This window comes from Streptomyces sp. NPDC032126, assembly GCF_055580085.1.
This window is the reverse complement of sequence record NZ_JBVIMA010000005.1, coordinates 484,941-510,567: the sequence shown is the minus strand read 5'-3', so window position 1 is coordinate 510,567 and position 25,627 is coordinate 484,941. Positions and strand designations below refer to the sequence as shown.

Annotated in this window: 18 protein-coding genes and 1 pseudogene; 9 read left to right on the top strand and 10 right to left on the bottom strand. The window is 74.0% G+C overall.

The window, feature by feature from the left end; all coding sequences use genetic code 11:
- Nucleotides 1–36: 36 nt before the first annotated feature.
- On the bottom strand, nucleotides 37–975 hold the full coding sequence (gene sigJ, locus ACZ5NW_RS21735) for an RNA polymerase sigma factor SigJ (RefSeq protein WP_468745508.1): 939 nt from the start codon (nucleotides 973–975) through the stop codon (nucleotides 37–39).
- A gap of 156 nt (nucleotides 976–1,131) precedes the next feature.
- Here sigJ and wrbA point away from each other — a divergent pair, with 156 nt between their 5' ends.
- Complete coding sequence (gene wrbA, locus ACZ5NW_RS21730) at nucleotides 1,132–1,743, top strand: NAD(P)H:quinone oxidoreductase (protein ID WP_468745507.1); 612 nt, start codon at nucleotides 1,132–1,134, stop codon at nucleotides 1,741–1,743.
- A gap of 138 nt (nucleotides 1,744–1,881) precedes the next feature.
- Here wrbA and absR1 read toward each other — a convergent pair whose 3' ends face one another.
- Nucleotides 1,882–2,967 (bottom strand): beta-glucuronidase AbsR1, encoded by a 1,086-nt coding sequence (gene absR1, locus ACZ5NW_RS21725; RefSeq protein ID WP_468745506.1) that lies wholly within the window; start codon nucleotides 2,965–2,967, stop codon nucleotides 1,882–1,884.
- Nucleotides 2,968–3,044: 77 nt separating this feature from the next.
- Here absR1 and ACZ5NW_RS21720 point away from each other — a divergent pair, with 77 nt between their 5' ends.
- Nucleotides 3,045–4,916, top strand: a complete 1,872-nt coding sequence (locus ACZ5NW_RS21720; RefSeq protein WP_468745505.1) for a LuxR family transcriptional regulator AbsR2 — start codon at nucleotides 3,045–3,047, stop codon at nucleotides 4,914–4,916.
- Nucleotides 4,917–4,928: 12 nt separating this feature from the next.
- On the opposite strand, the gene ACZ5NW_RS21715 is transcribed toward ACZ5NW_RS21720, so the two are convergent.
- Nucleotides 4,929–7,532: a CHAT domain-containing protein gene (locus ACZ5NW_RS21715; protein WP_468745504.1), complete on the bottom strand. Its 2,604-nt coding sequence runs from the start codon at nucleotides 7,530–7,532 to the stop codon at nucleotides 4,929–4,931.
- Nucleotides 7,533–7,731: 199 nt separating this feature from the next.
- On the opposite strand from ACZ5NW_RS21715, the gene ACZ5NW_RS21710 reads away from it, so the two are divergent.
- From ACZ5NW_RS21710 to ACZ5NW_RS21700, 3 genes are read left to right on the top strand one after another with little or no spacing between them, the layout of a single operon-like run.
- Nucleotides 7,732–9,156, top strand: a complete 1,425-nt coding sequence (locus ACZ5NW_RS21710) for a S8/S53 family peptidase (RefSeq protein WP_468745503.1) — start codon at nucleotides 7,732–7,734, stop codon at nucleotides 9,154–9,156.
- Complete coding sequence (locus ACZ5NW_RS21705; protein ID WP_468745502.1) at nucleotides 9,153–9,791, top strand: RNA polymerase sigma factor; 639 nt, start codon at nucleotides 9,153–9,155, stop codon at nucleotides 9,789–9,791. The genes ACZ5NW_RS21710 and ACZ5NW_RS21705 overlap by 4 nt, the downstream gene beginning before the upstream one ends.
- Complete coding sequence (locus ACZ5NW_RS21700) at nucleotides 9,788–10,354, top strand: hypothetical protein (protein WP_468745501.1); 567 nt, start codon at nucleotides 9,788–9,790, stop codon at nucleotides 10,352–10,354. The genes ACZ5NW_RS21705 and ACZ5NW_RS21700 overlap by 4 nt, the downstream gene beginning before the upstream one ends.
- Nucleotides 10,355–10,366: 12 nt before the next feature.
- Here ACZ5NW_RS21700 and ACZ5NW_RS21695 read toward each other — a convergent pair whose 3' ends face one another.
- Entirely contained in the window at nucleotides 10,367–11,152 is a 786-nt protein-coding gene (locus ACZ5NW_RS21695) for an N-formylglutamate amidohydrolase (protein ID WP_468745500.1), read from the bottom strand.
- A 482-nt stretch (nucleotides 11,153–11,634) separates the two neighbouring features.
- Entirely contained in the window at nucleotides 11,635–13,857 is a 2,223-nt protein-coding gene (locus tag ACZ5NW_RS21690; protein ID WP_468745499.1) for an NADP-dependent isocitrate dehydrogenase, read from the bottom strand.
- A 202-nt stretch (nucleotides 13,858–14,059) separates the two neighbouring features.
- On the opposite strand from ACZ5NW_RS21690, the gene ACZ5NW_RS21685 reads away from it, so the two are divergent.
- Nucleotides 14,060–15,637: a M1 family metallopeptidase gene (locus ACZ5NW_RS21685; RefSeq protein ID WP_468745498.1), complete on the top strand. Its 1,578-nt coding sequence runs from the start codon at nucleotides 14,060–14,062 to the stop codon at nucleotides 15,635–15,637.
- A 3-nt stretch (nucleotides 15,638–15,640) separates the two neighbouring features.
- Here ACZ5NW_RS21685 and ACZ5NW_RS21680 read toward each other — a convergent pair whose 3' ends face one another.
- The 3 genes from ACZ5NW_RS21680 to ACZ5NW_RS21670 form a co-directional block, all read right to left on the bottom strand.
- Nucleotides 15,641–16,741 carry a mechanosensitive ion channel family protein gene (locus tag ACZ5NW_RS21680; RefSeq protein ID WP_468745497.1) on the bottom strand — a complete coding sequence of 367 codons (1,101 nt, stop codon included), beginning with the start codon at nucleotides 16,739–16,741 and terminating at the stop codon, nucleotides 15,641–15,643.
- A 177-nt stretch (nucleotides 16,742–16,918) separates the two neighbouring features.
- Nucleotides 16,919–18,445 (bottom strand): amino acid permease, encoded by a 1,527-nt coding sequence (locus ACZ5NW_RS21675; RefSeq protein WP_468745496.1) that lies wholly within the window; start codon nucleotides 18,443–18,445, stop codon nucleotides 16,919–16,921.
- A 47-nt stretch (nucleotides 18,446–18,492) separates the two neighbouring features.
- On the bottom strand, nucleotides 18,493–19,479 hold the full coding sequence (locus tag ACZ5NW_RS21670) for a hypothetical protein (protein WP_468745495.1): 987 nt from the start codon (nucleotides 19,477–19,479) through the stop codon (nucleotides 18,493–18,495).
- 290 nt (nucleotides 19,480–19,769) lie between these two features.
- On the opposite strand from ACZ5NW_RS21670, the gene ACZ5NW_RS21665 reads away from it, so the two are divergent.
- The 3 genes and pseudogenes from ACZ5NW_RS21665 to ACZ5NW_RS21655 form a co-directional block, all read left to right on the top strand.
- Nucleotides 19,770–21,215, top strand: coding sequence for an FGGY family carbohydrate kinase (locus tag ACZ5NW_RS21665; RefSeq protein ID WP_468745494.1), 1,446 nt, complete (start codon nucleotides 19,770–19,772; stop codon nucleotides 21,213–21,215).
- A gap of 142 nt (nucleotides 21,216–21,357) precedes the next feature.
- Nucleotides 21,358–22,731, top strand: coding sequence for an FAD-dependent oxidoreductase (locus tag ACZ5NW_RS21660; RefSeq protein ID WP_468745493.1), 1,374 nt, complete (start codon nucleotides 21,358–21,360; stop codon nucleotides 22,729–22,731).
- Nucleotides 22,728–23,672: pseudogene (locus ACZ5NW_RS21655) on the top strand (NAD(P)/FAD-dependent oxidoreductase); the annotation flags it as partial. The gene ACZ5NW_RS21660 and the pseudogene ACZ5NW_RS21655, both read left to right, overlap by 4 nt.
- An 81-nt stretch (nucleotides 23,673–23,753) precedes the next feature.
- Here the strand turns inward: ACZ5NW_RS21655 and ACZ5NW_RS21650 are convergent.
- The gene (locus tag ACZ5NW_RS21650; RefSeq protein WP_468745492.1) at nucleotides 23,754–24,509 is read right to left on the bottom strand and encodes a crotonase/enoyl-CoA hydratase family protein; all 756 of its coding nucleotides are present in this window, start codon (nucleotides 24,507–24,509) and stop codon (nucleotides 23,754–23,756) included.
- A 100-nt stretch (nucleotides 24,510–24,609) separates the two neighbouring features.
- Entirely contained in the window at nucleotides 24,610–25,572 is a 963-nt protein-coding gene (locus tag ACZ5NW_RS21645) for a lysylphosphatidylglycerol synthase transmembrane domain-containing protein (RefSeq protein ID WP_468745491.1), read from the bottom strand.
- Nucleotides 25,573–25,627 lie beyond the last annotated feature (55 nt).

The window sequence follows — 25,627 nt, the reverse complement described above, 5'->3', positions numbered from 1 at the left end:
TCGGCGTCGGCCGGCCCCGTCCTCGACGTACGCGGGTCACGCCCGCCAGGGCCGCAGCTTGTCGGGGTTGAGCACCGCCCAGATCCGCTTGACGCGGTCGCCCTCCACGTCGAACGCCAGCACCGACACGGAGACGCCGTCCACCTGCGCGACCAGGCCGGGCTGACCGTTGACCGTGCTCTCCAGGAGCGTCACATCGGACACCGCGTCCATCCGGCCGGCGAAGAACCGCGCGACTTCCTCGGCGCCCTCGACCGGGTGCAGGGCCGCCGGCACGAGTCCGCCGCCGTCGCCCGTCGCGGTGGCGCCGGGGGCCAGCAGCCCGATGAGGGCGTCGATGTCCTTGGCCTCCCACGCCTGCTTGAAGGCCCGGACGGTGGCGGCGCGCCGCGCCGCCGGGGCCGCGGCGGACTGCGAGGCACGGATACGGCGCCGGGCCGACGAGGCCAGCTGCCGGCAGGCCGTCGGCGTCCGGCCGACGATCTCGGCCACCTCGGCGAACGAGTAGCGGAAGACGTCGTGCAGGATGAACGCCACGCGCTCGGCCGGGGTCATCAGATCGAGCACGACCAGGAACGCCATGTTGATCGACTCGTCGAGGGTGACCCGGTCGGCCGGGTCGGCCGTCGTACCGCCGACCCCCCAGCGCCCGCTGATCCACTCCGTGTCGGCGGGCAGCGGCTCGGGGACCCACTCCCCGACGTAGCGCTCCCGGCGCGCCCGCGCCGAACCGAGCAGGTCGAGGCAGATACGGCTGGCGACGGTCGTCAGCCAGCCACCGGGCGACTCGATGGCCTCCCGCTGCTCCGCGGACAGGGCGTACCAGCGGGTGTACGTCTCCTGCACCACGTCCTCGGCCTCGGTCAGTGAGCCCAGGAGGCGGTACGTGAGACTGATCAGCTGGTGCCGCTCGCTCATGATCGCGCTCAGGTCCGGGTCGGGCCGGCTGTGCTCGGCCCCGGATGGGTTGGTCATGGTGGTCGCCGACTCCCTCGGTCGCTCTGCCCCCGTTCGGTACGACGGGACAGCGGGCGGAACTGTGACGTGGAGCACGTCACCTCACATCGCGCGGGGCTGCGTCGTCGTACCTGATGAACGGAACACTATCCCGGTGATGAAGGAAGGCAACCGATGTCGGAATCCGTGAACGTATCGATCATTTACTACAGCTCCACGGGCAATGTGCACGCCTTGGCACAGGCGGCGGTGGAGGGCGCGGAGAAGGCGGGCGCCCAGGTGCGCCTGCGCAAGGTCGCGGAGACGGCCCCGCCGGAGGCGGTGAACTCCCGGGCGGAGTGGGCCCAGCACCTTCAGGACACCGCCGATGTCGAACTGGCGAGCCACGACGACCTGACGTGGGCCGATGTCGTGCTGTTCGGCACGCCGACCCGTTTCGGCAACCCGGCCAGCCAGCTGCGGGCCTTCATCGAGACCACCGGTCCCCTGTGGTTCCAGGGCCTCTTGGCGGGCAAGGTGTACTCGGCCTTCACCGCGTCCAACACCGCGCACGGCGGCCAGGAATCGACCGTCCTGGCGCTGGCGAACACGTTCTACCACTGGGGCGGCATCATCGTGCCCCCCGGCTACACCGACCCCATCCAGTTCCAGTCGGGCAACCCCTACGGCACGTCCCACGTGGCCGGCGAGGGCGCCCCGGGTGATGTGGTCCTCCAGGCGGCTCGCTACCAGGCCCGCCGCGCCGTGGAGATCGCCGCCGCGCTGAAGGCCGGCCGCAGCGCCTGACTGGGCGTCAACCGGCTTGCTCGGTAGGCCCCGTGCGGCAGAGCCGGAGCGACGTCTCCCTCCCCCGAAGGCGACGTCGCTCCGGCCCGTCCCCCGGCGCCGGACTGTGGCTGCCGTACCCGCCGCGGCCCCTCCCGGTCACCAGCACATGACCGCGGTCTCGCCCGAACCCCAGCCGGAGTACAGGCGGACGCGGACGACGTAGCGGCGGCCCTTGACGAGGCGGGCCCTGATCGTGGCGTTGCACGGGGTGCCCCCGTCGTCCCGGCCGGCGAGGAAACGGGGCTCGTCGTCCCGCTCCTCGAAGACCACGACGACGCTGTCGCCGTCCCCGAACGTGCCGATCGTGTACTCACGGGTCTCCGGCGGCTCGACGGTGAAGTCGGCCTGTTCGCCCGGCCCCAGCGACAGCGGCACCGAGCGGAACGGCACCAGCGCCGCAGGCCGCGGCGCGGCGAGCGGCGGATACCAGCGCAGCACGAACTCCTTGTCCAGCGGCGAGAGCCCGCCCGGCGGATGCACACCCCCGCGGTACTGCTCCGGCTCCAGGATCAGCCCCGCGTCGAAGGGGTACTCCATCACCGACTGCGGATCCCACACCGTCCCGTTGACCTCGGCCGGATCCAGCTCGCGCAGGATGTTGAAGTACGTGCGGTCGCGGCTCCAGAAGTTCGGCGGGCCCGCCAGATCGGCGTACACGGCCTCGTCGTCCCAGTGGATCCCGGCCAGCGGGCTCTGGTGCTCGTGCTGCATCCCGAGCGCGTGCCCGATCTGGTGCAGCGCCGTCGCCCGCTCCGCCGGCGGGGTCAGGTCCCAGCCGAAGTTCATCGTCCGCTCGTTCAGCCCGGCGAGCAGCGCGTCCCGGCCGATCGCCGACCAGGCCCCGTCACCCCGCTGGAAACCGATGCGCAGCTCCGCCTCCGAGCGGTCGCCGACCTCGGTGAACGTCAGCCCGACACCGAGATCCTGCCAGGCGTGGAAACACTCGCGCACCGCGTCCCGCTGCTCCTCGCCGCCGGCCCAGGACACCCAGCGGGTGCCGCCCGACCCCGGCACGGCGAGCACCGAGCCGTCGCTGTCGCCGTCGAAGAAGTAGTAGTGCAGAACCGTCCCGTTGACCCACATGCGGCGCCCGCTCATCAGCGCGCCGAGCCGCTCGGCGGCCAGCCCCGGCGCGAACGCGGGGACGGGCTGCTGCGGCAGCGAGCAGTAACGGGCGGTCATGGGCCAAGGATCGCCGTCCGCCGCCGCCGGGCGCCTGAGTCGGGGGCTACTCAAGTCGCCCTGTATCAGACCTGAGTATGCCCGCTCTTCTCCATGTGACGACTTTCGCGCGGGACGCCAAGACCCTGGAGCCGCCCTGGCCGTTCACCGGCCGTGAGGAGGAACGGGACCTCGTCCGGCGCGCGTTGACGGCCGGGCGGCCCGGCATCGTGGTCACCGGACCGGCGGGCTGCGGCCGCACCCGCCTCGCGGCGGAGGCCGTCCGCGGCACGGACTGCGCGCGCGTGGCCGCGACCGCCGAGACCTCCGGCATCGCCTTCGCCGCGTTCGCCCATCTCCTCCCCGAGCGGGTCACCCTGCACCGCGCCGTGCGACTCCTCTCCGGAGTACGGCTGTTGTGGGTCGACGACGCGCATCTGCTCGACGACGCCTCCGCCGCCCTCGTCCACCACCTGGCCGTCCAGGGGCGCACCCGCCTGCTGGTGACGGCGGCCGACGACGCACCCGCTCCCGGCGCGGTCTCCCGCCTGTGGGCGGGCGAGCTGCTGCCCCGTCTCGCGCTGGAACCCCTGCCCCGCGAGGACGTCACCCACCTGCTCACGACCGTCGCGGACGGCCCCCTGGAGGCGCTCACCGTCCATCGTCTGCACCGCCTGTGCCGCGGCGACCTCCGTCTTCTGCGGGACCTGTGCGGGGCGCTGCGCGACCAGGGGCTGCTCACCCGCGTCACGGACACCGATGAGTGGACCTGGCGGGGCCCGGTCCCGGTGACACCCACCGTCCGCGTCCGCACCGCCGCCGTCCTCGCCCGCACCGACCCCGACGAGCGGGAGACCCTCGACCGCCTGGCCTTCGCCGAGCCGCTCGCCCTGCCCGCCGACGCTCTCCCTCTGCGCGTCCTGGAGCGGCTGGAGGCCGACGGCCTGATCGACGTGGACGACGACACGGCCGTGCGCCTCGCCCACCCCCTGCACGGCCCGGTGCTGCGCGCGGCGGCGGGCCGTCTGCGCGCCCGGCGCCTGACCGCGACCCGGCGGCCGTACGGCCCGGCCCTGGAGGCCGAACGGGCCGCCCTGGCCGAGCGCATGGCGCGGGCCGACGTGCGGGCCGTGCCGACGCCCGTGGGGGAGTGGCTGGTCGCCGAGGGCGCTCCGGTCCCGGCCGGTTACGCGGCCGTCCGCGCGCGGTTCTCACGGCTGCGGGGAGAACTGCGGGAGGCGGCGGCCTGGGCGCGAGAGGGGCTGACCACCACCCCGGGGGATCCGGCGTGCGGCACCGAACTCGCCCTGGCCGCCGCCCAGTCGGGAGATGCGACCACCGCCCAGGAGACCCCGCTCCCGCACCCGCCCACGCCCGCCGTGACGACCTGGCTGGCGGCGGCCAGGGGCGACCTGGACACGGCCCTCGCGACCCTCGACGGCGGGGAGGAGGGGAACGCGCGGCTCGGCACCCCGGCCGCCTACGACGCCGTACGCCTCGGAGCCCCGGAGAAGGTCGAGCCCCTGCTCTGCGCCGACGACCTCTTCGCCCGTCACGCGCGTGCCCTGATCCTCGCCGACGGACCCGCCCTCGACGACGTGGCCGAGGAGTGGGAGGAGCGGGGGTTCCTGCTGTTCGCGGCGGAGGCCCACGCGCAGGCCGTACGGGCCCACCGCGACCCCCGCGCGGCCCGTACCGCCCGCACGCGCGCCGTGGCCCTCGCCCGCCGCTGCCAGGGCGCCCGCACCCCCGCCCTCTCCGGCCTGGTCCTCGGCGAACTCACCGCCCGCCAGCGGCAGATCGTCACCCTCGCCGCCGCCGGCCTGAGCAACCGCGAGATCGCCGAACGCCTGACGCTCTCCGTCCGGACCGTCGGCAACCACCTCTACGGCGCCTACGCCCGCCTCGGGGCGAGCGACCGGGGAGCCCTGCCCTGGCTGGTCGAACTCCCCGAGACGCGTTCGGCGTAGCGGCGGCGCCGACTACGCCGCGCCGAACGCCGTGAACGCCCAGCCCGTCGCCTGGTGCACCGCGTCGCCCGGTACGGCGGCCCGCGCACCCCGCAGCGCCTCCGCCAGCGACAGCCCGTCGCCGAGTCCCTGGTGCAGGGCCAGCATCAGCGGAACCACCGCCTCGTCGTTCACGGGCGCGCTGCTCGCCACCACGCCCGCCGTACCCAGCGGCAGCAACGCCGTCACCAGGCCGAGGAGTTCGTCCGCGCCGACCGAGGCGAGGCGGGCCGTGTCACAGCTGGAGAAGATGATGCGGTACGGGCTGCGGGCGAGCCGCTCGAAGTCGTGCACGATGAGCGGCCCGTCGACCATCCGCAGCGACGAGAACAGCGGACTGTCGGCCCGGAAGGCGCCGTGCGCGGCGATGTGCGCCAGCGCGGCCCCGTCCAGCTCCTCCAGAACCCGCGGCACGCGCGCGTCCGCGTCCTCCAGCACCGTCGCCCGTCCGTACCGGCCCGCGACCTCCGGCACCTCCGCCCCGCCCGTCGCCAGCCCCGGCCCCCGCACGAGGACACGCCGGCCGCCCGGCGGCGGCTCGGTCTCCCGGGCCCGCAGCCAGCTGCTCGCCGACGGCGACACACTGACCACCCGCTCGCGCAGCGACGGCAGCACCGCCCACGGCACCCGGTGCAGCCGCGCGGGCGGCACGATCACCACCGGGCCCGTGCCGAGCCGGTCCACGGCCTCGCCCAGCAGCAGCCGCTCCAGCCGGGCGCCCGCCGCCTCCACCATCGGCAGCCGCCCCTCCGCGCCCGGGTGGGCCAGCCGCCGCAGCCCGGCCTGGATGTGCTCGGCCTCGCGCTCGGCGTCGGCGATGAGCCCGCCGGCGAACCGCCGCACCCGCCCGCCCCCGCACAGCAGCACCTGCACCCGGCCGTCCAGGACCGCCAGCTCCACCAGCCGCCCGTCCCCGAGCCGCCGCAGCAGCCGGCCCGCGTCGAACCGGTCGCCGTCCCCGGGCGCGTCCCCGCGCATGTGCAGCGTGCGCGAGCGGATCTCCCGCTCCAGGCGCCGCTGTTCGCGCTCCAGCGCCGGCACCGGACGGCCGTCCATCCGGGCCTCCTCCGCGCGCGCCGCGATCACCCGGAACGACGTCAGCCCGCTCAGCAGCGCCGGATCCGCCGGCGGCCGGGTGGGTGGCGCCGACAGCACCGTCGCCCGCCAGCGCTCGCTCCACTCCAGCAGCCGCCGCGGCCCGCCCCCGGCGAGGCTCGCCTGCTGGGCCAGCGCCGCGAGCTCCGCGCCCTGCGCGGTGGCCCGGGCGCGCAGCTCCGACGCGCCGAGCGTCATCCGGTGGTCGTCCAGCACGTCCAGGCCGCGCCGGCACGCCTCCAACACACCCCGCCCGGACCCGGCCGCGCGCGCCCGCAGCGCCTGCGCCGCCCAACCCGTGATCCGCGCCAGCGGCGGCCCGCTGCGGCGGCTGCGCGCGGCCACCGCCAGATACCGCTCCGCGTCCGCCGTCCAGTCCAGGCCCAGCGCGATCCGGCCCGCGAGCAGCCAGGCCTCGGGCGCGGCCGGAGCGCCGAAGGAGTCCAGCCGCTCGGCGAGCCGCGCCGCGTCCGCGACCAGCCGCCCCGACCCCCGCCCGGCCGCCACCCGCGCCTCGGTCAGCACCAGCCGGGCGTGCGTCTCCCACCAGGTGCGCCGCTGCCCCGCGAACAGCCGCGCGGCCACCGCGGCACGGGCGATCGCCGTCCCCGGATCGCCCGCCAGCCGGGCCGCCCTGGCCGCGCCCAGCAGCAGCTCCGCCTTGCGGGTCGACTGTCCGCCGATGCCGTCCAGCACCCCGATCGCCGCGTCCGCCTCCGCGAGCGCCTCCGGCGCCAGCCCCGCCGCCATCAGCACCTCGCAGCGCCGGATGCTCAACATGAACGTGGGCGTGCCCAGCTTCGCGTACCGCTCCTCGGCCTCGTCCAGCAGCCGCAGCGCCACCGGGATGTCCCCGGAGCGGAACGCGGCCAGGCCGCGGCTCTCCACCGCGTCGGCCTTGTCGTGCTCCTGGCCCGTGGTGTCCCACAGCGCCTCCGCGGCCGTGAAGTCGGCGTCGGCCCGGTCGGCGGCCCCGAGCGCCAGATGGACCGTGGCGCGCAGGGTGAGGGCGCGCGCCGTCCAGATGGTGTCGCCCGCCTGCCGCAGCACGGGGATGGCCCGGCGCACGTCGTCGAGGGCCTCGCGGTGATGGCCCAGCACCCACCAGGAGTAGGCCCTGCGGTACAGCACGCGCGCGCGTGTATGACCCGTGCCGCGCCGCACACCCTGCTCGAACGCGGCCAGGCCCTGCCGGGTGCGGCCCGCGTGCACCAGCGCCACGCCGAGCGTGGCCAGCACGTCCGCCTCCCGCTCGGCCGACTCCGAGCGGGCCGCCAGATCGCGGGCGCGGCGCAGATGCTCCAGGGCGAGACGCATGTCGCCCCAGTCCCGCTGCCAGATGCCGATCACCTGATGGGCGACCGAGGCGTGCGACGGCGACGGATCGGTGTCGAGCAGTCCCTCCGCGCGCGCCAGCGCTTCGTTCGGAGCGGCGAACACCATCGGCAGCAGTCCGAGAACCGGGTCGTTTCCCGCTGTCACCCCACGGATGGTAGTGGCAGGCGGAGCGCGCCACACCGGTTGGAGCCCGAACCGACACCCATCATGTGACCTTCCGGCGCCGGGAGTTGGGGGGCGCGCGCCGGGAACCGCACCACCCGCACCTGCCGTCGCACCACCTGTATCAAAGGAAGGTCCCGCGGCTCTGACTGACGAACACCGCCCAGGGGGAGGACACGCCATGGCACCTCAGCGATTCCACGAGCAGTTCGAGCAGATCCAGCGCGCCCTGCCGGACGTCCCCCTGGCGATGGGGCCGGACGACTCCGCCGAGTTCATCTACGAGAAGGGTGTGGTGCTCGCCCGTGACGGCGAGGAGGCCGCCCTCGTCGAGGACACCGTGCGCACCCACTTCACCGAGACCACCGGTCTGGTCGCCGACCATGTGCGCCGCGCGAGCCCGCGGACCAACCGCTCCGGCATCACCCGCATCCAGGTCGGCGACCCCGGCCACGGAGACCGGCACGCCGACCGCGCCGTCGCGGGCGCCCTGCGCTCCCTGCGCGAGGCCGAGGGACGCGCCGGACGCCGGCTGGTCAGCCGCAACCACGTGGTGTCGATCGCCGTCAACGCCTGCCCCGGCGACGAGCCCGTGCCCGCGCCGATCACCCAGCCGCCCAACCCGGCCGCCGCGGAGGCCGGTTACGACGGCGACAGCGCCGTGGGCGTCCTCGTCGTCGACACCGGCCTGATGCACGACTACCGCTCCTACCCGCTGCTCGCCCACACCGACGGCGACGCCCAGATCAGGGAGACCGACGAGCACGGCGTGCTCCAGCAGTACGTCGGACACGGCACGTTCATCGCCGGACTCGTCGCCGCCGTCGCCCCCAACACCGACGTCACCGTGCGCAACACCCTCAACGACGCGGGCGCGATCCTGGAGTCGGAGCTCGGCGAGAAGCTCTTCGACGCCGTCGAGGAGGGCGGCTGGCCGGACATCCTCAGCCTCTCCGCCGGCACCTCCAACGGCCGCGTCGACGGACTGCTCGGCCTCGACGGCTTCCTGCGGGCCCTGCGCGAGCAGCGCACCCTGCTGGTCGCCGCCGCCGGCAACAACGCCAGCGCCACGCCCTTCTGGCCCGCCGCCTACGCCTCCCTGCCGGAGTACGCCGACGTGGTGCTCTCGGTCGGCGCCCTGCGCGGCGACGGCGAGTTCGGCGCCTGCTTCAGCAACCACGGCGGCTGGGTGCGGGTCTACGCCCCCGGTGAGCGCCTCACCGGCGCCCTCACCGGCTTCGACGCGCCCGTGCCGTACGTGTACCAGCACTCCACCTACGACGCCTGCCGCTACGGCTTCGGCTATGTCTGCACCTGCCAGTCGCCGCGCCACGCGGGCGCGTTGAGCGGCGCGTCCGGCAAGCCGGACCAGGTGATGTTCGAGGGCTTCGCCTCCTGGAGCGGCACGTCCTTCGCGACGCCCGTCGTCGCCGGACTGGTCGCCGCCCACATGACGGCGCACAAGGAGAGCGACCCGCGCGCGGCGGCGCGTCAACTGCTCGCGGAGAACACCGGGTTCGCGGAGGTGCGCGGGGCGCACGTTCCGGCGCTGCGGCCTCCCACATGGCGTCCGGTGCCGGTCGTACAGCTCGCTCCCGGCGCATGACGTCCGAAGCCGCCCCCTCCACGGCGTACGATGACAGGCCGTACACGAGGGGTGGGGCCGTGGACCGAAGTGATGTCGGCGCGCTCGTCCTGTCCGCCGCCGACGGCGACGCGGCGGCCTGGAAGGCGCTGGTGGAAGGGCTGAGCCCGCTGGTGTGGTCGGTGGTGCGCGCCCACCGGCTCTCCGACGCCGACGGCCACGAGGTCTACCAGACGGCCTGGTTCCGCTTCGCCCAGCACCTCGGGCGCATCCGCGAACCCGACAAGGCCGGATCCTGGCTCGCGAGCACCGCGCGCAACGAGTGCCTGAAGGTGATCAAGAGCCTGCGGCGGCTGACCCCGACCGACGATCCCCAGCTGCTCGACCGCGTCAGCGAGGACCGTACGCCGGAGCAGTCCGTGCTGGACTCGGAGGAGGCGGCCGCGCAGAGCGAGCGCGTCCGCTTCCTCTGGCAGGAGTTCGAGGCGCTGGGCGAGCGCTGCCGGCAGTTGCTGCGCGTGCTCATCGCCTCGCCGCCGCCCAGCTATCAGGAGGTGTCCGCCGCCCTCGGCATCGCGGTGGGCAGCATCGGGCCGATGCGCCAGCGCTGCCTGCGACGCCTGAGGGCCCGACTCATCGCACGGGGAGCCTTGTGAACGACATCAGGGACGACGGCGTCTTCGACGAGGGCCACGGCGCCTTCGACGGGGACGAGTACGGGGACGAGTACAGCGACGGCTACGGGGACGAGCAGGGCGACGGGCGCGGGGCCGGCCACGGGGACGCGTTCGAGGACGCCCGGCTGGAGGACGAACTCCGCCAGGCCGCGGCCATCCTGGATCCGGTGCCGCCCGAGCTGCGCCGGGTGGCCGTCGAGGCGTTCGCGCTGCACGACCTGGACGCCCGGATCGCCGAGCTGACCTTCGACTCGCTGACCGACGCCATCCCGGTCAGGGGAGTGACGGACCCGCCGCGGATGCTCACCTTCCACACCGGGGGCCTGACCGTCGACGTGGAGGTCACCGCGCACGGCCTGCTGGGCCAGCTGCTGCCGCCGCAGGAGGCTTCCATCGAGGTCCTCAGCGGACCGCAGGCCGGCGCCCGGCTCACGGCCGACGACATGGGCCGCTTCATGGGCGACCCGCCGCCCGCCGGCCCGTTCGCGCTGCGCCTGCGCACCGGCGGGGACGTCGTCGTCACGGAGTGGCTGCGCGCCTGAGCCGCACCGTGCTCAGCGCGGTACGCGGTCCACCAGCCGGGCCAGGGCCGTCGCGAGCCGGGTGAGCCCCGGCCCGGCCGGACCGCCCGGCTCCGTCATGTACGTGTCCCGGCGGATCTCCACCATCAGCGCGGCGACCCGGGGATCGCGCCCGTAGAACTCCAGCGGTACGTACGTCCCGGCGAAGGGGCTGTCCAGTCCCGTCTCCCCGACCTCCGCGAACGCCTCCCGCGCCGCCGCGAGCAGCTCCGGCGGCGTGTGGAAGGGGTCGGTGCCCAGGCACACCGGCGGCCGGGGACCCACGCCGTGCAGCTCGTAGGGCAGCGCCTCGGCCGGGTAGGAGTGCACGTCGACGATCACGGCCCGCCCGGTCGCCGCCAGCCGGTCGGCCACCGCGTCCGTCATGGCGCGGGCGTACGGCCGGAAGTACCGCTCGATCAGCGGCTCGGGATCGATGTCGTCGCCGCGCAGCACCTCCCGGTGGGTGGTCCGGGTGTACACGGCGCCCATCCCGACCGCCCGCATCTCCTCCCGCTCGTCGGGGAACCGCTCCGGATCGACGACCAGCCGCGACAGCCGGTTGACGAACCGCCAGGGCGTCGCACCGGCCAGCAGGGCCGCCCGCTCGGCGATCTCCTCCGTGTGCGCGTCGGTGATGTGGTCCAGCTCCCGCTCCAGAGCGGCGTCGTCCAGCCCGATGTCCGCCCGCACGGAGGCCGGTATCTCCCGCGCCGAGTGCGGCACATGCAGGATCACCGGCGAGTCTGCCGCACCGGGCAGCAACGCGAAGGACGACATGGGACAACTCCTGACGGGCCGACGGTCGACGTGTGATCAAGGTGCCACACCTCACCGCCGCCCCGCCCGCGCCGCCGACGTGCCGCCGCCCCGCCCGCGAGCCCCCGCACGCCACCGCCCCGACCGAGCCCCCGCACGCCGCCGCCCGGGCTTCGCCCCTGCAGGGCCGCCGCCCCGACCGGACCCCCGGCACACCGCCGCCCCAACCGGGCCCCCGCACGCCACCACCCGGGCCCCCGCACGCCACCGCCCGGGCTTCGCCCCCGCACGCCGCCGCCCCGACCGGGCCCCCGGCACACCGCCGCCCCGACCACGCCGCCGCCCCGACCACGCCGCCGCCCCGACCGGGCCCCCGGCACACCGCCGCCCCGACCGAGCCCCCCGCCCCGCCGCCGGGCCTCGCCCCGACACGACGAAGCCCCGCCCGGGCGGTCGGCCCGGGCGGGGCGTTCATGCGGTGGGGGACCCTCAGGTCACCGGTGTCAGCTCAGCGAGGCCAGGGCCTCGTTCCAGGTCGCCGACGGGCGCATGACCGCGGCCGCCTTCGCCGGGTCGGGCTGGTAGTAGCCGCCGATGTCGGCCGGCTTGCCCTGGACGGCGTTCAGCTCGTCGACGATCTTCTGCTCGTTGGCGGCGAGCGTCTCGGCGAGCGGCGCGAAGGCCTTCGCCAGGTCGGCGTCCTCGGTCTGGGCCGCCAGCTCCTGCGCCCAGTACAGGGACAGGTAGAAGTGGCTGCCGCGGTTGTCGATGCCGCCGACGCGACGGGTCGGGGACTTGTCCTCGTTGAGGAAGGTCGCCGTGGCGCGGTCCAGGGTGTCGGCGAGGACCTTGGCCTTGGCGTTGTTCGTGGCCGTCGCGTACTGCTCCAGGGACGGGACCAGCGCGAAGAACTCACCGAGGGAGTCCCAGCGCAGGTAGTTCTCCTTGACCAGCTGCTGGACGTGCTTCGGCGCGGAACCGCCGGCGCCGGTCTCGAACAGACCGCCGCCCGCCATCAGCGGGACGACCGACAGCATCTTGGCGCTGGTGCCCAGCTCCAGGATCGGGAAGAGGTCGGTCAGGTAGTCGCGGAGCACGTTGCCGGTGACGGAGATGGTGTCCTCGCCGCGGCGGATGCGCTCGACCGAGAGCTTGGTGGCCTCGACCGGGGCGAGGATGCGGATGTCCAGGCCCTCGGTGTCGTGCTCCGCCAGGTACGCGTTGACCTTGGCGATCAGGTTGGCGTCGTGCGCGCGGGTCTCGTCCAGCCAGAACACGGCCGGGTTGCCGGTGGCACGGGCGCGGGCGACGGCCAGCTTCACCCAGTCCTTGATCGGCGCGTCCTTGGTCTGGCAGGCGCGGAAGATGTCGCCCTCGGCGACCGGCTGCTCGATGAGGACGTTGCCGGCCTGGTCGACCAGACGGACCGTACCGGCCGCCTTGATCTCGAAGGTCTTGTCGTGCGAGCCGTACTCCTCGGCCTTCTGCGCCATGAGGCCGACGTTCGGCACGGAGCCCATGGTCGACGGGTCGTAGGCGCCGTTGGCACGGCAGTCCTCGATCACGGCCTGGTAGACACCGGCGTACGAGGAGTCCGGGAGCACCGCGAGGGTGTCGGCCTCCTGGCCGTCCGGGCCCCACATGTGGCCGGAGGTGCGGATCATGGCCGGCATCGAGGCGTCGACGATGACGTCGGACGGCACGTGCAGGTTGGTGATGCCCTTGTCGGAGTCGACCATCGCCAGGGCCGGGCCCTCGGCGAGCTCGGCGTCGAAGGAGGCCTTGATCTCCTCGCCGAAGTGCGGGAGCGTCTCCAGGCCCTTGAAGATGCCGCCCAGACCGTCGTTCGGGGACAGACCGGCACCGGCGAGGACCTCGCCGTACTTCGCGAACGTCTTCGGGAAGAACGCGCGCACCACGTGACCGAAGATGATCGGGTCGGAGACCTTCATCATCGTGGCCTTCAGGTGCACGGAGAACAGCACGCCCTGCGCCTTGGCCTCGGCGATCTGCGCGGTGAGGAACTCGCGCAGCGCGGCCACGTGCAGCACGGACGCGTCGACGACCTCGCCCTCGAGGACCGGTACGGACTCGCGCAGGACCGTGGTGGTGCCGTCCTCGGCGACCAGCTCGATCTTCACCGCGCCGGCCTCGGAGATCACGACGGACTTCTCGGTGGAGCGGAAGTCGTTCTGCCCCATGGTCGCGACGTTGGTCTTGGAGTCCGCGGACCAGGCGCCCATGCGGTGCGGGTGGGTCTTGGCGTAGTTCTTGACCGAGGCGGGGGCGCGGCGGTCGGAGTTGCCCTCGCGCAGGACCGGGTTCACCGCGGAGCCCTTGACCTTGTCGTAGCGGGCCTGGATGTCCCGCTCCTCGTCGGTCTTCGGGTCGTCCGGGTAGTTGGGCAGCGAGTAGCCCTGCGCCTGCAGCTCGGCGATCGCGGCCTTGAGCTGCGGGATCGACGCCGAGATGTTCGGCAGCTTGATGATGTTGGCCTCGGGCGTCTTCGCCAGCTCGCCCAGCTCGTGCAGGGCGTCCGGGATGCGCTGGTCCTCGGTCAGGTACTCCGGGAACACCGCGATGATGCGCCCGGCCAGCGAGATGTCCCGCGTCTCCACGGCGACACCCGCCTGCGAGGCGTACGCCTGGACCACCGGCAGGAAGGAATACGTCGCCAGGGCCGGGGCCTCGTCAGTGTGCGTATAGATGATGGTCGAGTCAGTCACCGGGTGCTCCGCTCCACGTCTGCAACATTGCTCGACATCAAGATATCTCGTGATCGGGGTCCGCTCGACAGGGGTGGGGGTGCAAGCCGAGCGGCTTCTCCGGGGGTGCAACCTCAGCGGCCTCTCCCGCCGTCATGGAGGTAGATCGTCTTCCGATCGCGCGGCCGGACCGACCACCCGGCCGCCCTGGCGAAAGCGGACCATGAGATATCGCACCCGAGTGACGGCCCCGGTGGCCGCCCTCATCGGCACGGCCGCGGCGCTCGCCGCGGGCACCACCGCCCACGCGGACACCGCTACGGACGGTAACGGCACGGCGAACGGGGGAACGGGCAACGGCGGGCAGCCCGGCGCCGAGACCCTCGCCGACCCCGTCTTCCCCACCCTCGGCAACGACGGCTACCACGTCACCGCCTACTGCCTCGACTTCTCCTACGACGCCACGACGACCCTCGTCGACGCCAAGGCGACCCTGGAGATCCGCGCCACCCAGGCGCTGAGCCGGCTCTCCCTGGACGCCCTCGGCCTGGACGTGCACGCCGTCAGCGTGGGCGGCCGACCGGCCGTCTTCGAGCAGGCGGAGGAGAAGCTGCGGATCACTCCCGCGCGGACCCTGCCCGCCCACTCCTGCACCACCGTCTGCGTCACCTACACGGCCGATCCCCGGCGCGCCCTGCCGCACACCGGCTGGGTCCCCACCCCGGACGGCTTCGCGGTGGCCTGCCAGCCGGACTCCGCGCACACCGTGTTCCCGTGCAACGACCACCCCTCCGACAAGGCGGACTTCACCTTCCGCATCACGGTCCCCCGGGCCCTGCGGGCCGTCGCCAGCGGCTCGCTGGTCCGCACCGAGGACCTCTCCGGCGACCGGACCGCGTACACCTACCGCTCCCGCTCGCCCATGGCCACCGAACTCGTGCAGATCACGGTCGGCGACTATGTGATCAAGGAGCGCCAGGGCCCGCACGGGCTGCCGCTGCGCGATGTCGTCCCCGTCGCCCGGGCCGCCGCGCTGGAACCGGCGCTGGCGCTCACCCCCGGCCTGGTGGAGTGGGTCGAGGCGCGGCTCGGCGCGTTCCCCTTCGAGACGTACGGCCTGCTGCCCTGCAACTCCGACGACCCGCACGCCTTCGACTTCACGGGCCTGGAGACCCAGACCCTGACGCTCTACAAGCCGAACTACCTCCTCCAGGAGGAGAAGAAGATCGGCTCGCACATGATGCACGAGCTGGTCCACTCCTACTTCGGCAACAGCGTCAGCCCCGCCACCTGGGCCGACCTCTGGCTGAACGAGGGCCACGCCGACTTCTACGGGCTGCTGTACCGCTACGAGCGCGGCTGGGCGGACTCCCTGGGCCTGACCAGCCTCGAAGCCCGTATGAAGGACACCTACGCGCGCGGCGACCAGTGGCGGCACGACTGGGGCCCGGTCGCCGCGCCGAACGCCGTCAACCTCTTCGAGAGCCAGCGCTACCTGGGCGGCGTCCTCGTCCTGTACGCGCTGCGGCAGCTCGTGGGCGAGGACGCCTTCCAGGCGATCGAGCGCGGCTTCCTCGACCGCCACCGGAACTCCTCGGCGTCCACCGAGGACTACATCTCCCTGGCCTGCGCGGTCTCCGGCCAGGACGTCTCCGGCTTCCTGCGCGAATGGCTCTACGGCACCACGACGCCGCGGATGCCCGGCCACCCGGACTGGACCGTCACCCCGGTCAAGCAGGCGCTCGCCCAGCCGCACAACCGCGCGGCCGCGCGGTACCACGACGCCTCGGCGACGCTGTAGGCCTCAGTCGAGCCGGGTGACGGGCAGGTCGCCCGGCTCGACGCCGCTGCCGCCGCGCTGCTGCGGGATGGCCACGGACCCCTGCTGGAGCGTCACATTGCGCGCCGGGGCCGGGATCCGGATGCCCTCCGCGCGGAACCGCCGGTGCAGCCGCTTGATGAACTCGTGCTTGATCCGGTACTGGTCGCTGAACTCGCCCACGCCGAGGATCACCGTGAAGTTGATGCGCGAGTCGCCGAACGTGTGGAAGCGCACCGCCGGTTCATGGTCGGGCACCGCCCCGGTGATCTCGCTCATCACCTCGGCGACGACGTCCGTGGTCACCTTCTCCACGTGCTCCAGATCGCTGTCGTAGGCGACCCCCACCTGTACGAGGATCGTCAACTGCTGCTCGGGGCGCATGAAGTTGGTCATGTTCGCCTTGGCGAGCTGACCGTTGGGGATGACGATGAGGTTGTTGGACAGCGCCCGGACCGTGGTCTGACGCCAGTTGATGTCCTCGACGTAGCCCTCCTCGCCGCTGCTCAGCCGGATGTAGTCGCCGGGCTGCACGGTCCTGGAGGCGAGGATGTGGATGCCCGCGAAGAGGTTGGCGAGGGTGTCCTGAAGCGCCAGCGCCACCGCCAGACCACCGACGCCCAGGGCGGTCAGCAGCGGCGCTATGGAGATGCCGAGGGTCTGCAGCACCACCAGGAAGCCGATCGCGAGGACCAGGATCCGGGTGATGTTGACGAAGATCGTGGCCGATCCGGCGACCCCCGAGCGCGACTGGGTCAGGGAGCGGACGGTCTCGGCGACCACCCGGGCCGCCGACACCGTCACCACGAAGATGAGCAGCACCGTCAGGGACTGGTTGACGGTCCGCTGCCAGGTGTGGGTGAGCGGCAGCACCGCGCCCGCGGCGGCCGCCCCGCCCGCGATCGCGCCCCACGGCACAACCGTGCGCAGCGCGTCCACGATGACGTCGTCGCCGCTCCACTTGGTGCGCTTGGCGTGCTTGGCGAGCCAGCGCAGCAGCGTGCGCGACATGAACGCCACCAGGAAACCGGCGGCCACGGCGACGCCGGCGAGGATCAGGTCGTCCAGGGTGAGCGAGCGGGTCATCATCGGTCACCTCCGGGGAGACGATCCGCGGCACGAGGGGCCGCCGACGGCCGGATGTGAAGTGTCGTCACGTTGTCCACCTGCTGGGTTCCGGAAGTTGCGGTCGCATGGCTTCGAGCACCATGCGACCGCTCATCCTGCCGTATCCGGAACGCCAGTTCGCACCCGGTGGGCCGGTCAGACGATGCCCTCGGCCAGTTCGGCCTGGTCGCGGTCCGAACCGTAGGCCGCCGTGGTGGGCGTTCCGTACGAACGGCGGGCGACGAACCACCACACGGTGGCCAGCACGAGTACGACGGCCAGCGCGACGGAGGCGTAGTTCATCGTGTCCACCGTCACCGGCGACGACTGCGGCAGGCAGAACAGCACCGTCACCCCGGCCACCCACACCACCGCGATCCAGCCGACGGGCCTGCTCCACTTCCCCAGGCTCCACGGCCCCGGCCGGAACCGGTCGCCGGCCCGCAGCCGCAGCAGCACCGGGATGGCGTACGCGGGCGTGATGCCGATGACGTTGATGGCGGTCACCGCGCCGTACGCGGTCGCCGAGTAGAGCGACGGCAGGGCCAGCAGACCGGCGACCACGACCGCCAGCCACACCGCGGCCACCGGCGTCTGGGTGCGCCCGCTCACCTTGCGCCACAGGTGCGAGCCGGGCAGCGCCCGGTCCCGGCTGAACGCGAACACCATCCGGCTGGCCGCCGCCACCTCGGCGTTGCCGCAGAACAGCTGGGCGACGATCACCGCGACCAGCAGGGCGCTCGCCCCGTCCGTGCCGAGCCCGTCCAGCAGGATCTGCGCGGGCGGCACCCCGGTGTCGGTCGCCCGGGTCGCGGCGTAGTCCTGGATGGCGAAGGTCAGGCCCGCCAGCAGCACGAAGCCCGCGAGCCACGACACCCAGATGGAGCGCACGATGCCGCGCGCCGCCGTCACCGAGGCGTGCGCGGTCTCCTCGGACAGATGCGCCGAGGCGTCGTAGCCGGAGAACGTGTACTGGGCGAGCAGCAGGCCGATCGCGGCCACATAGACCGGGTTGTCCCAGCCCGTCTCGTTCACGAACTTGGTGAAGACGAAGGACGGCGACTGGTGGTGGTCGGGCACGATCCACAACGCGCCGACGATGACCCCCACACCGGCCAGATGCCACCACACGGAGATCGAGTTCAGGACGCTGACCAGCCGGACGCCGAACAGATTGAGCACGGCGTGCAGCAGCAGGATCGCCACGAAGATCAGCATCGTCTTCTCGGGCGTCGGCTCGAAGCCCCACTGGAGATTGGCGAACGCGCCCGCGAACAGCGCCGCCCCGTAGTCGATGCCGGCGATCGCGCCGAGCAGACCGAGCAGATTCAGCCAGCCCGTGTACCAGCCCCAGCGGCGCCCGCCCAGCCGGTCGGCCATGTAGTACAGCGCGCCGGACGTCGGATAGGCGCTGGTGACCTCCGCCAGCGCCAGCCCCACGCACAGCACGAAGACACCGACACCGGCCCAGCCCCACAGCATCACCGCGGGACCGCCGGCGCCCATGCCGAAGCCGTACAGGGTCATACAGCCGGACAGGATCGAGATGACGGAGAAGCTGATCGCGAAGTTGCCGAAGCCGCCCATGCGGCGGGCCAGCACCGGACGGTAGCCGAGTTCGCGCAGCCGCTGCTCCTCGTCGGGCCCGGGAACGGTGAGGGGAGCGGATGGCTCGGGGGACATGGGATGACCTCCGTGGGGGAAGGGAGTTGGGGGTAGGTGAGGGGGAATCAGATCCCGGCCGCAGACCGGCTCCTCGCGCGGGCCTGCATGAACACCTCGACGGCCAGGGCGGGTTCGTCGGGCCGGGTGGCGCGGAAGGACCACGGCAGTGGCGTGTAGTACGGGCCGATCGCCTCGAACACCCGTGAGGCGTCGGCGAACCGGAGCGCCCCCCACAGCGCGTGCGCGAGATGGTTGAGGTCGAGCGGGGAGCGCTCGGCGGGCTCGGCCAGGTCGAACCAGGCGGCGCGGGCGTCCACCGCCTCACGGTGCGCGTCCTCGGCCACCCAGTGCAGATCGAGCGCCGCGTCCCGGCCGCCGACGCGCCGGTAGCGCTCGACCCGCACATACAGCGGCAGCAGATGCAGCGGCGAGGCGGGCGGCGCCGCCCGGGTGGCCCGCTGCGCGAACGCCGTCGCCTCCGGGAGCCGCTGCGAGGAGGCGTGCGCGTAGAGGAACTGCAGCATGCGGTGGTGGGCCTCGCGGTTGTACGGGTCGCGCGCGTCGGCCTCGGCCAGCAGGCCCCAGGGGCCCGGCGGCAGCGTCGGCTCGGGCGGCGGCGCCCGGTGCTCGTCCCACAGCCGCTGCCGGTCCAGCTGCGCCAGCGCCAGCAGACACACCCAGGGCACCGGATCCCCCGGGGCGGCCCGGGAGGCGCCCTGGCTCATGTCCCAGGCCTCGATCCACAGTTCATGGGTCCGGCGGTGCCGCTCGCGGTGCGCCCGCAGGGCCCGCTCCACTGCGACCCGGGAGCGCATCACCGTGGCTGGCACACTGTCCGGCTCCTCGGCGAGCCAGGCCTGCACCACGTCGGTGCCCGCGGCCGCGGCGGCCAGTACTTGGGTGCGCCGGGTCCACGGGCCCCAGTCCGTGGTGCCCTCCAGCAGGGCGCGCATCGACATCCAGCGGCCGGTGCGCACCTCTTGCAGCGCGGCCCGCAGGCCGTCGTCCGGCCCGGCTGGATCGTAGGTGGGTCGTGCTCCGTCTCTGGCCATCAGCCGGCCGCCCGGGGACGCGGGCAGGGCAGGACGGCAGGGTGGAGTAACAACAGCCCTCCTCTGGGCGGTTGGTGAGGAGATCGCGCGTCGGTCGGCGGTCACTATAGAGGGGGTCGTTGTGCGGGGCACAATGTTCGAAGATCAACGACAAGTAGCGTCGATTTCAAGCAAGTTGACCGACGATCAGCTCTGCGGGAACGGCGTGCCCGCCAGTGTCCGGCGACGCTTGACGCGACCCGGGCCACGACGGCAGGCTGGCGCCCTGTGATCACCGAGGGAGGGGCGTGATGACGGGTCCGGTGCTCGCCGTCGACCAGGGCACGTCCGGCACCAAGGCCCTCGTGATCTGCCCCGAACGCGGAGTCCTCGGCTCGGGCTTCGCCGAGGTCCGGCCGCGCCCGCTGCCCGGCGGCCGCGTCGAGGTCGATCCCGCGGAGCTCTACGACTCGGTGGTCGAGGCCGGCCGCAGCGCGCTCGCCGAGGCACGCGAACCCGTCGTCGCCCTCGGCCTCGCCAACCAGGGCGAGACCGTCCTCGCCTGGGACCCCGCCACCGGTCGCCCGCTCACCGACGCCCTGGTGTGGCAGGACCGCCGTGCCGCGAGCCTCTGCGACGAACTCGCCCCGCACGCCGAGGAGCTGCGCCGGCTCACCGGGCTGCCCGTCGACCCCTACTTCGCCGCGCCCAAGATGGCCTGGATCCGCCGCCACCTCACCACCGAGGGTGTCGTCACCACCAGCGACGCCTGGCTGATCCACCGGCTCACCGGCGCCTACGCCACCGATGTCGCCACCGCCGGCCGCACCCAGCTGCTCGACCTCGACCGCGCCACCTGGTCACCGCGCGCCCTCGACCTGTTCGGACTGTCCGGCGAACGGCTCCCCGAGCTCGTCGGCAACGCCCAACCCATCGCCACGACACGGGCGTTCGGCCCGGAGATCCCGCTCACCGGCCTGGCCGTCGACCAGCAGGCGGCGCTGCTCGCCCAGCGCGTCACCGCGCCCGGAACCGCCAAGTGCACCTACGGCACCGGCGCGTTCCTCCTCGCCCACACCGGTGACACGCCCGCGCGCGGCACCTCGGGGCTGGTCTCCTGCGTCGCCTGGCGGCTCGACGACCGCACCAGCTACTGCCTCGACGGCCAGGTGTACACCGCCGCCTCCGCCGTGCGCTGGCTCACCGACCTCGGTGTCATCCGGGGCGCCGCCGACCTCGACACGGTCGGCGCGCGCGTGCCCGACAGCGGCGGTGTCACCTTCGTCCCCGCCCTCGCCGGGCTCGCCGCCCCCTGGTGGCGCGGCGACGTGCGCGGCTCGCTCACCGGACTCGGCCTCGACACCACCCCCGGGCACCTCGTGCGCGCCCTGTGCGAGGGCCTGGCCGCCCAGGTCGTCGCCCTCGCCGACGCGGTGGCGACGGACCTCGGCACCGAACTGACGGGGCTGCGCGTCGACGGCGGCCTCACCCGCTCGGCCCTCCTCATGCAGACCCAGGCCGACCTGCTGCAACGCCCCGTCGAGGTGTCCGCCCTGCCCGACGCGACGGCCCTGGGCGCGGCCGCCCTGGCCCGCCTCGGCGCGGACCCGGCCGCGACGACCACCGAGGTCCTCCCGGAGGCCGCCCCGGCCGCCGTGTACGAGCCACGCGTCACACCCGACGAGGCCGAGGAACGCCTGACGCGGTTCCGGGCGGCGGTGGGGGTGTTGGTGGAGGGACGGGGGACGGGCAAGTGAGCGCGGTGGGGGCGGCGGGGATGCAGGCGCGCGGCGTGTCCGGAGCGGTGGTGGTTGGCGTTTCGTGGCCGTCGGGCTTGGTACGGGTACGCGTGTGCGGGGTGGTCGGAGCGGGCGGCGTCGGTGTGTCCGGGGTGTTCCGATGCCCGTGACCACCGGGGGGCCGCTGTCCGCCGTGCCGTACGACGTCACCGTCGTCGGCGCCGGTGTCGTCGGCACCGCCCTCGCCCGTGAGCTCGCCCGCCACCCCCGTCTGCGCGTCGCCCTCGTCGAGGCGCAGGACGACATCGGGCAGGGCACCTCGAAGGCCAACACCGCGATCCTGCACACCGGTTTCGACGCCGTCCCCGGCTCCCTGGAGGCCCGCCTGGTCCGCGAGGGCCACGCCCTGCTCACCGCGTACGCCGCCGAGTCGGGCATCCCGCTCGAACCCGTCGGCGCCCTGCTGGTCGCCTGGGACGAGACCCAGCTGGCGGCTCTCCCCGCGCTCGCCGAGAAGGCCAAACGCAACGCGTACGACGCGGCCCGGCTGCTCGGCCCCGCCGAACTCTACGACCGCGAGCCGGAGTTGGGCCCCGGCGCACGGGGCGCCCTCTACGTCCCCGGCGAAAGCGTCATCTGCCCCTGGACCACCCCGCTCGCCTACGCCACGCAGGCGGTCTCGCACGGCGTGGACCTGCACCTCAACTGCCGTGTGGAGCAGGTGGGTCGACACGACGACGGCCATGCCCTCACCACCTCGCGCGGCCCCCTGCACACCCGCTGGCTGGTCAACGCGGCGGGACTGCACGCCGACACCCTCGACCGGCGGCTCGGCCACAAGGACTTCACCGTCACCCCGCGCCGGGGCCAGCTCATCGTCTTCGACACCTTCGCCCGCGCCCTCGTCCGGCACATCCTCCTGCCGGTCCCGGCGGCCCTCGGCAAGGGCGTCCTGGTCGCCCCCACGGTCCACGGCAACGTCCTGCTCGGACCGACCGCCGAGGACCTGGACGACAAGCGGGCCACCCAGACCACCGTCGCCGGCCTCACCGCCCTGCGCGAGCAGGGCCGCCGCATCCTGCCCGCCCTGCTCGACGAGGAGGTCACCGCCGTCTACGCCGGCCTGCGCGCGGCCACCGAGCACGACGACTACCGCGTCACCGCCCACCCCGGGCAGCGGTACGTCACGGTCGGCGGCATCCGTTCCACCGGTCTGACCGCGTCCCTGGCGATCGCCGCGCACGTGACGGAGCTGCTGGCCGACAGCGGCCTCGACCTCGGCCCGGCCCGGGAGCTCGCGCCCGTCTCGCTGCCCCGCCGCCCGGATCCGGAACACATCGCCGCCGACCCGGAGTACGGCGTCCTCGTCTGCCACTGCGAGCGCGTCTCGCGCGGCGAGATCCGCGACGCCCTCGCCAGTACGATCCCGCCGCGCACCCTCGACGGCCTGCGCCGCCGCACCCGCGCCCGGGCGGGCCGCTGCCAGGGCTTCTCCTGCGGCGCGGCGGTACGGGCACTGCTGGAGGGCGCGTGAGCGTGCGCGAGGTCGACGTGCTGGTCGTCGGGGCCGGGCCCGCCGGACTCGCGGCCGCCGCCCGGCTCGCCGCCGCGGGCGCGGGCCGGGTCGAGGTCCTGGACCGGGAGCAGACCGCCGGGGGAGTGCCGCGCTACTGCGCCCACGGCGGCTACGGCACCTGGCTGCACCCGCTCACCGGACGGGCGTACGCGGGTCTGCTCGTCACGGCGGCCGAGCGGGCCGGGGCGACGGTCCGCACCGGCGTGACCGCCCTGGACTGGGCGGGCCCGCTCGCCCTGCACACCACCGGCGCGCACGGCCCGGGGGCAGTCACCGCCCGCGCGATCGTCCTGGCCACCGGCGCCCGTGAACGTCCCCGCGCCGCCCGTCTGATCCCCGGCACCCGCCCCGCCGGCGTGTACACCACCGGCGAACTCCTCCAGACGGTCCACCTGTTCGGCCTTCCCGTCGGCACGCGTGCGGTGATCGTGGGCGCCGAGGGCGTCTCGTACACGGCGGCCGACACCGTACGGGCCTCCGGGGCCACGGTGGTCGCGATGGTCACGGACCGGTCCCGCCCGCGCACCACCCCCGCCCGGGCCGCCAACGCCCGTCTGCGGCACGGCATTCCCCTCCTCACGGGCACCTCGGTCGCCGAACTCCTCGGCCACGGCAGGCTGTCGGGCGTCCGGGTCCGTCACCGCGACGGCCGTACGGCGGTCCTGCCCTGCGACACGGTCGTCCTCACCGGCGACTTCGTCCCCGACAACGAGCTCGCCTGGCGCGGCGGCCTCACCCTCGATCCCGGCACCCGGGGCCCGGACGTCGACGACGCGCTGCGCACGTCCCGCCCGGGCGTCTTCGCGGCGGGCGGCCTGCCCCATCCGGCCGACGACGCGGCGGCGGCGGTCCGGGACGGCACGCGTGCCGCCCGCGCGGTGCTGGCCCACCTCGCCGGAGACGGCCGTCCACGCGTCACGGACGGCGACTGACCGGGGGCTCCGGCCCGCCCGGTGGACCCGGTGGAGCGGACCCGTCGGTCAGAAGGATCCGTGCCGTCCGGCGCCCGCCGCGAACCGGGCCGCCCCCTCCAGGCTCTCCTCCAACACGCCCGTACCGTGCCGGACTTCACCGAGCAGCGCCTCCGTCTCGCCGAGCCCCTCCTGCTCCAGCACCGACGCCCGGTCCGAGCGCAGACACGCCTGGGGGAAGCGGGCGATCTCCGCGGCGAGCCGTTCCGCCTCGGCGCGGGCGGTGCCCGTGGGCACGATCCGGTTCGCCAGGCCCATCTCGTACGCCTCGCGGGCCGACACCGGCCGCCCGGTCAGGATCAGGTCCAGCGCGCGGCTCGTACCGATGAGCCGGGGCAGCCGTACCGTACCGCCGTCGACGAGGGGCACGCCCCAGCGGCGGCAGAACACCCCGAACACCGCGTCCTCCTCGGCGACCCGCAGATCGCACCAGAGGGCCAGCTCCAGGCCCCCGGCGACGGCGTGTCCGGCCACCGCCGCGATGACCGGCTTGGTCAGCCGCATACGGGTCGGGCCCATCGGCCCGTCGCCGTCCTCCGCGACCCGGTTGCCGCGCCCGGTGCCGATCGCCTTGAGGTCCGCTCCCGCGCAGAACGTGCCGCCCTCGCCCCACAGCACCGCCACCCGTGCCTCGGCGTCGGCCTCGAACGACCGGAACGCGGCGGCGAGTTCGGCGGCCGTCGGACCGTCAACCGCGTTGCGGGCCGCCGGGCGGGAGAGGATCACCGTGGTGACGTGGCCTTGGCGCTCGGTACGGACGGACATGGCGTCGACCTCCTGACGGGCGGCGGATGCCGACGAGGCTACTCCCAAGTAGCGGGCGCTCCTCAGCAGGAGCCGACTACGCAGACGCAGCGGGCGCTCCTCAGATCACCTTGAACCGCACCAGTGCCCCCAGCGTCACCGCCCCCGGCACCAGCGGCAGCCACACCGTGATGATCCGGTAGGCCAGCACCACCGCCGTTGCGACCGCGACCGGGCCGCCCGCCGCCACCAGCGCCACGACCAGCGCCGCCTCCACCGAGCCGATCCCGCCCGGCGTGGGGACCAGCGCGACCGCCGCCGTCGCCGCGAGATACGCGACCGCCATGTGCGCGGGCGGCACCGGCATCCCGAGTGCCCGCCCCACCAGCGCCAGCCCGGCCGCCTGGAGCGCGGGGAAGGCGAACGACCCGCCCCACAGGGCCAGCGCCCGGGCCGGCCGGGAGTGCACCGAACGGGCCTCGTCGAGAGCGGTCCGCAGGAAGGACAGCACGGCCGTCCGCAGCCGCCGTACGAGGACGAGCGCGCCCGCCGCCATGACCAGTACCCCCCCGATCCCGGCCAGCAGCGGCCCCAGCGCACTCTCCGGCAGCAGCGCCCCGAGCCGCAGCGCGTCCGGGAAGGCGATCGCCAGCGCCGCCAGCAGCCCCACCCGGGCCACGCACTCCGCCAGCAGATACAGCGCCAGCGCCGCGGACGAGCGGGCCAGCGGCACCCCGCACACCGTCATGAAGCGCAGATTGACCGCGCTCGCGCCGAGCCCCGTCGGCAGCAGATGGTTGGCCGCGCCCGCCGCGAACTGGGTGGCGAGCAGCCGCCGTCTGGGCAGCCGCTGGAGCACCGCGCCCTGCCGGGTGACGGCGGCCGCGACCCAGGTCAGACAGGTCGCCCCGGCCGCGGCCAGCAGCCACGGCCACTCGGCCGTGCGCAGTTGCCCGAACCCCTCGACGAGGACGTCCCGGCGCCGCACCGCGACGACACCGACCAGGGCGAGCGGCAGCAGGCACAGCACGTGCCGGAGCCACCGGACCGAGAAGCGCGAGCGGGGAAGCTGTACGGCGGTCACATCGGGGGAGGTTTCCCCGCCCACCTCAACGGCGGATGGCCGGAACGGGACCGGA

Coding starts and splice junctions, on each gene's coding strand:
- ACZ5NW_RS21720 (WP_468745505.1), top strand. CDS start 3,045: ATGCCCGCTCTTCTCCATGTGACGACTTTCGCGCGGGACGCCAAGACC.
- ACZ5NW_RS21680 (WP_468745497.1), bottom strand. CDS start 16,741: ATGACCCGCTCGCTCACCCTGGACGACCTGATCCTCGCCGGCGTCGCC.
- ACZ5NW_RS21675 (WP_468745496.1), bottom strand. CDS start 18,445: ATGTCCCCCGAGCCATCCGCTCCCCTCACCGTTCCCGGGCCCGACGAG.
- wrbA (WP_468745507.1), top strand. CDS start 1,132: ATGTCGGAATCCGTGAACGTATCGATCATTTACTACAGCTCCACGGGC.
- ACZ5NW_RS21710 (WP_468745503.1), top strand. CDS start 7,732: ATGGCACCTCAGCGATTCCACGAGCAGTTCGAGCAGATCCAGCGCGCC.
- ACZ5NW_RS21670 (WP_468745495.1), bottom strand. CDS start 19,479: ATGGCCAGAGACGGAGCACGACCCACCTACGATCCAGCCGGGCCGGAC.
- absR1 (WP_468745506.1), bottom strand. CDS start 2,967: ATGACCGCCCGTTACTGCTCGCTGCCGCAGCAGCCCGTCCCCGCGTTC.
- ACZ5NW_RS21685 (WP_468745498.1), top strand. CDS start 14,060: ATGAGATATCGCACCCGAGTGACGGCCCCGGTGGCCGCCCTCATCGGC.
- sigJ (WP_468745508.1), bottom strand. CDS start 975: ATGACCAACCCATCCGGGGCCGAGCACAGCCGGCCCGACCCGGACCTG.
- ACZ5NW_RS21695 (WP_468745500.1), bottom strand. CDS start 11,152: ATGTCGTCCTTCGCGTTGCTGCCCGGTGCGGCAGACTCGCCGGTGATC.
- ACZ5NW_RS21650 (WP_468745492.1), bottom strand. CDS start 24,509: ATGTCCGTCCGTACCGAGCGCCAAGGCCACGTCACCACGGTGATCCTC.
- ACZ5NW_RS21705 (WP_468745502.1), top strand. CDS start 9,153: ATGACGTCCGAAGCCGCCCCCTCCACGGCGTACGATGACAGGCCGTAC.
- ACZ5NW_RS21660 (WP_468745493.1), top strand. CDS start 21,358: ATGCCCGTGACCACCGGGGGGCCGCTGTCCGCCGTGCCGTACGACGTC.
- ACZ5NW_RS21665 (WP_468745494.1), top strand. CDS start 19,770: ATGACGGGTCCGGTGCTCGCCGTCGACCAGGGCACGTCCGGCACCAAG.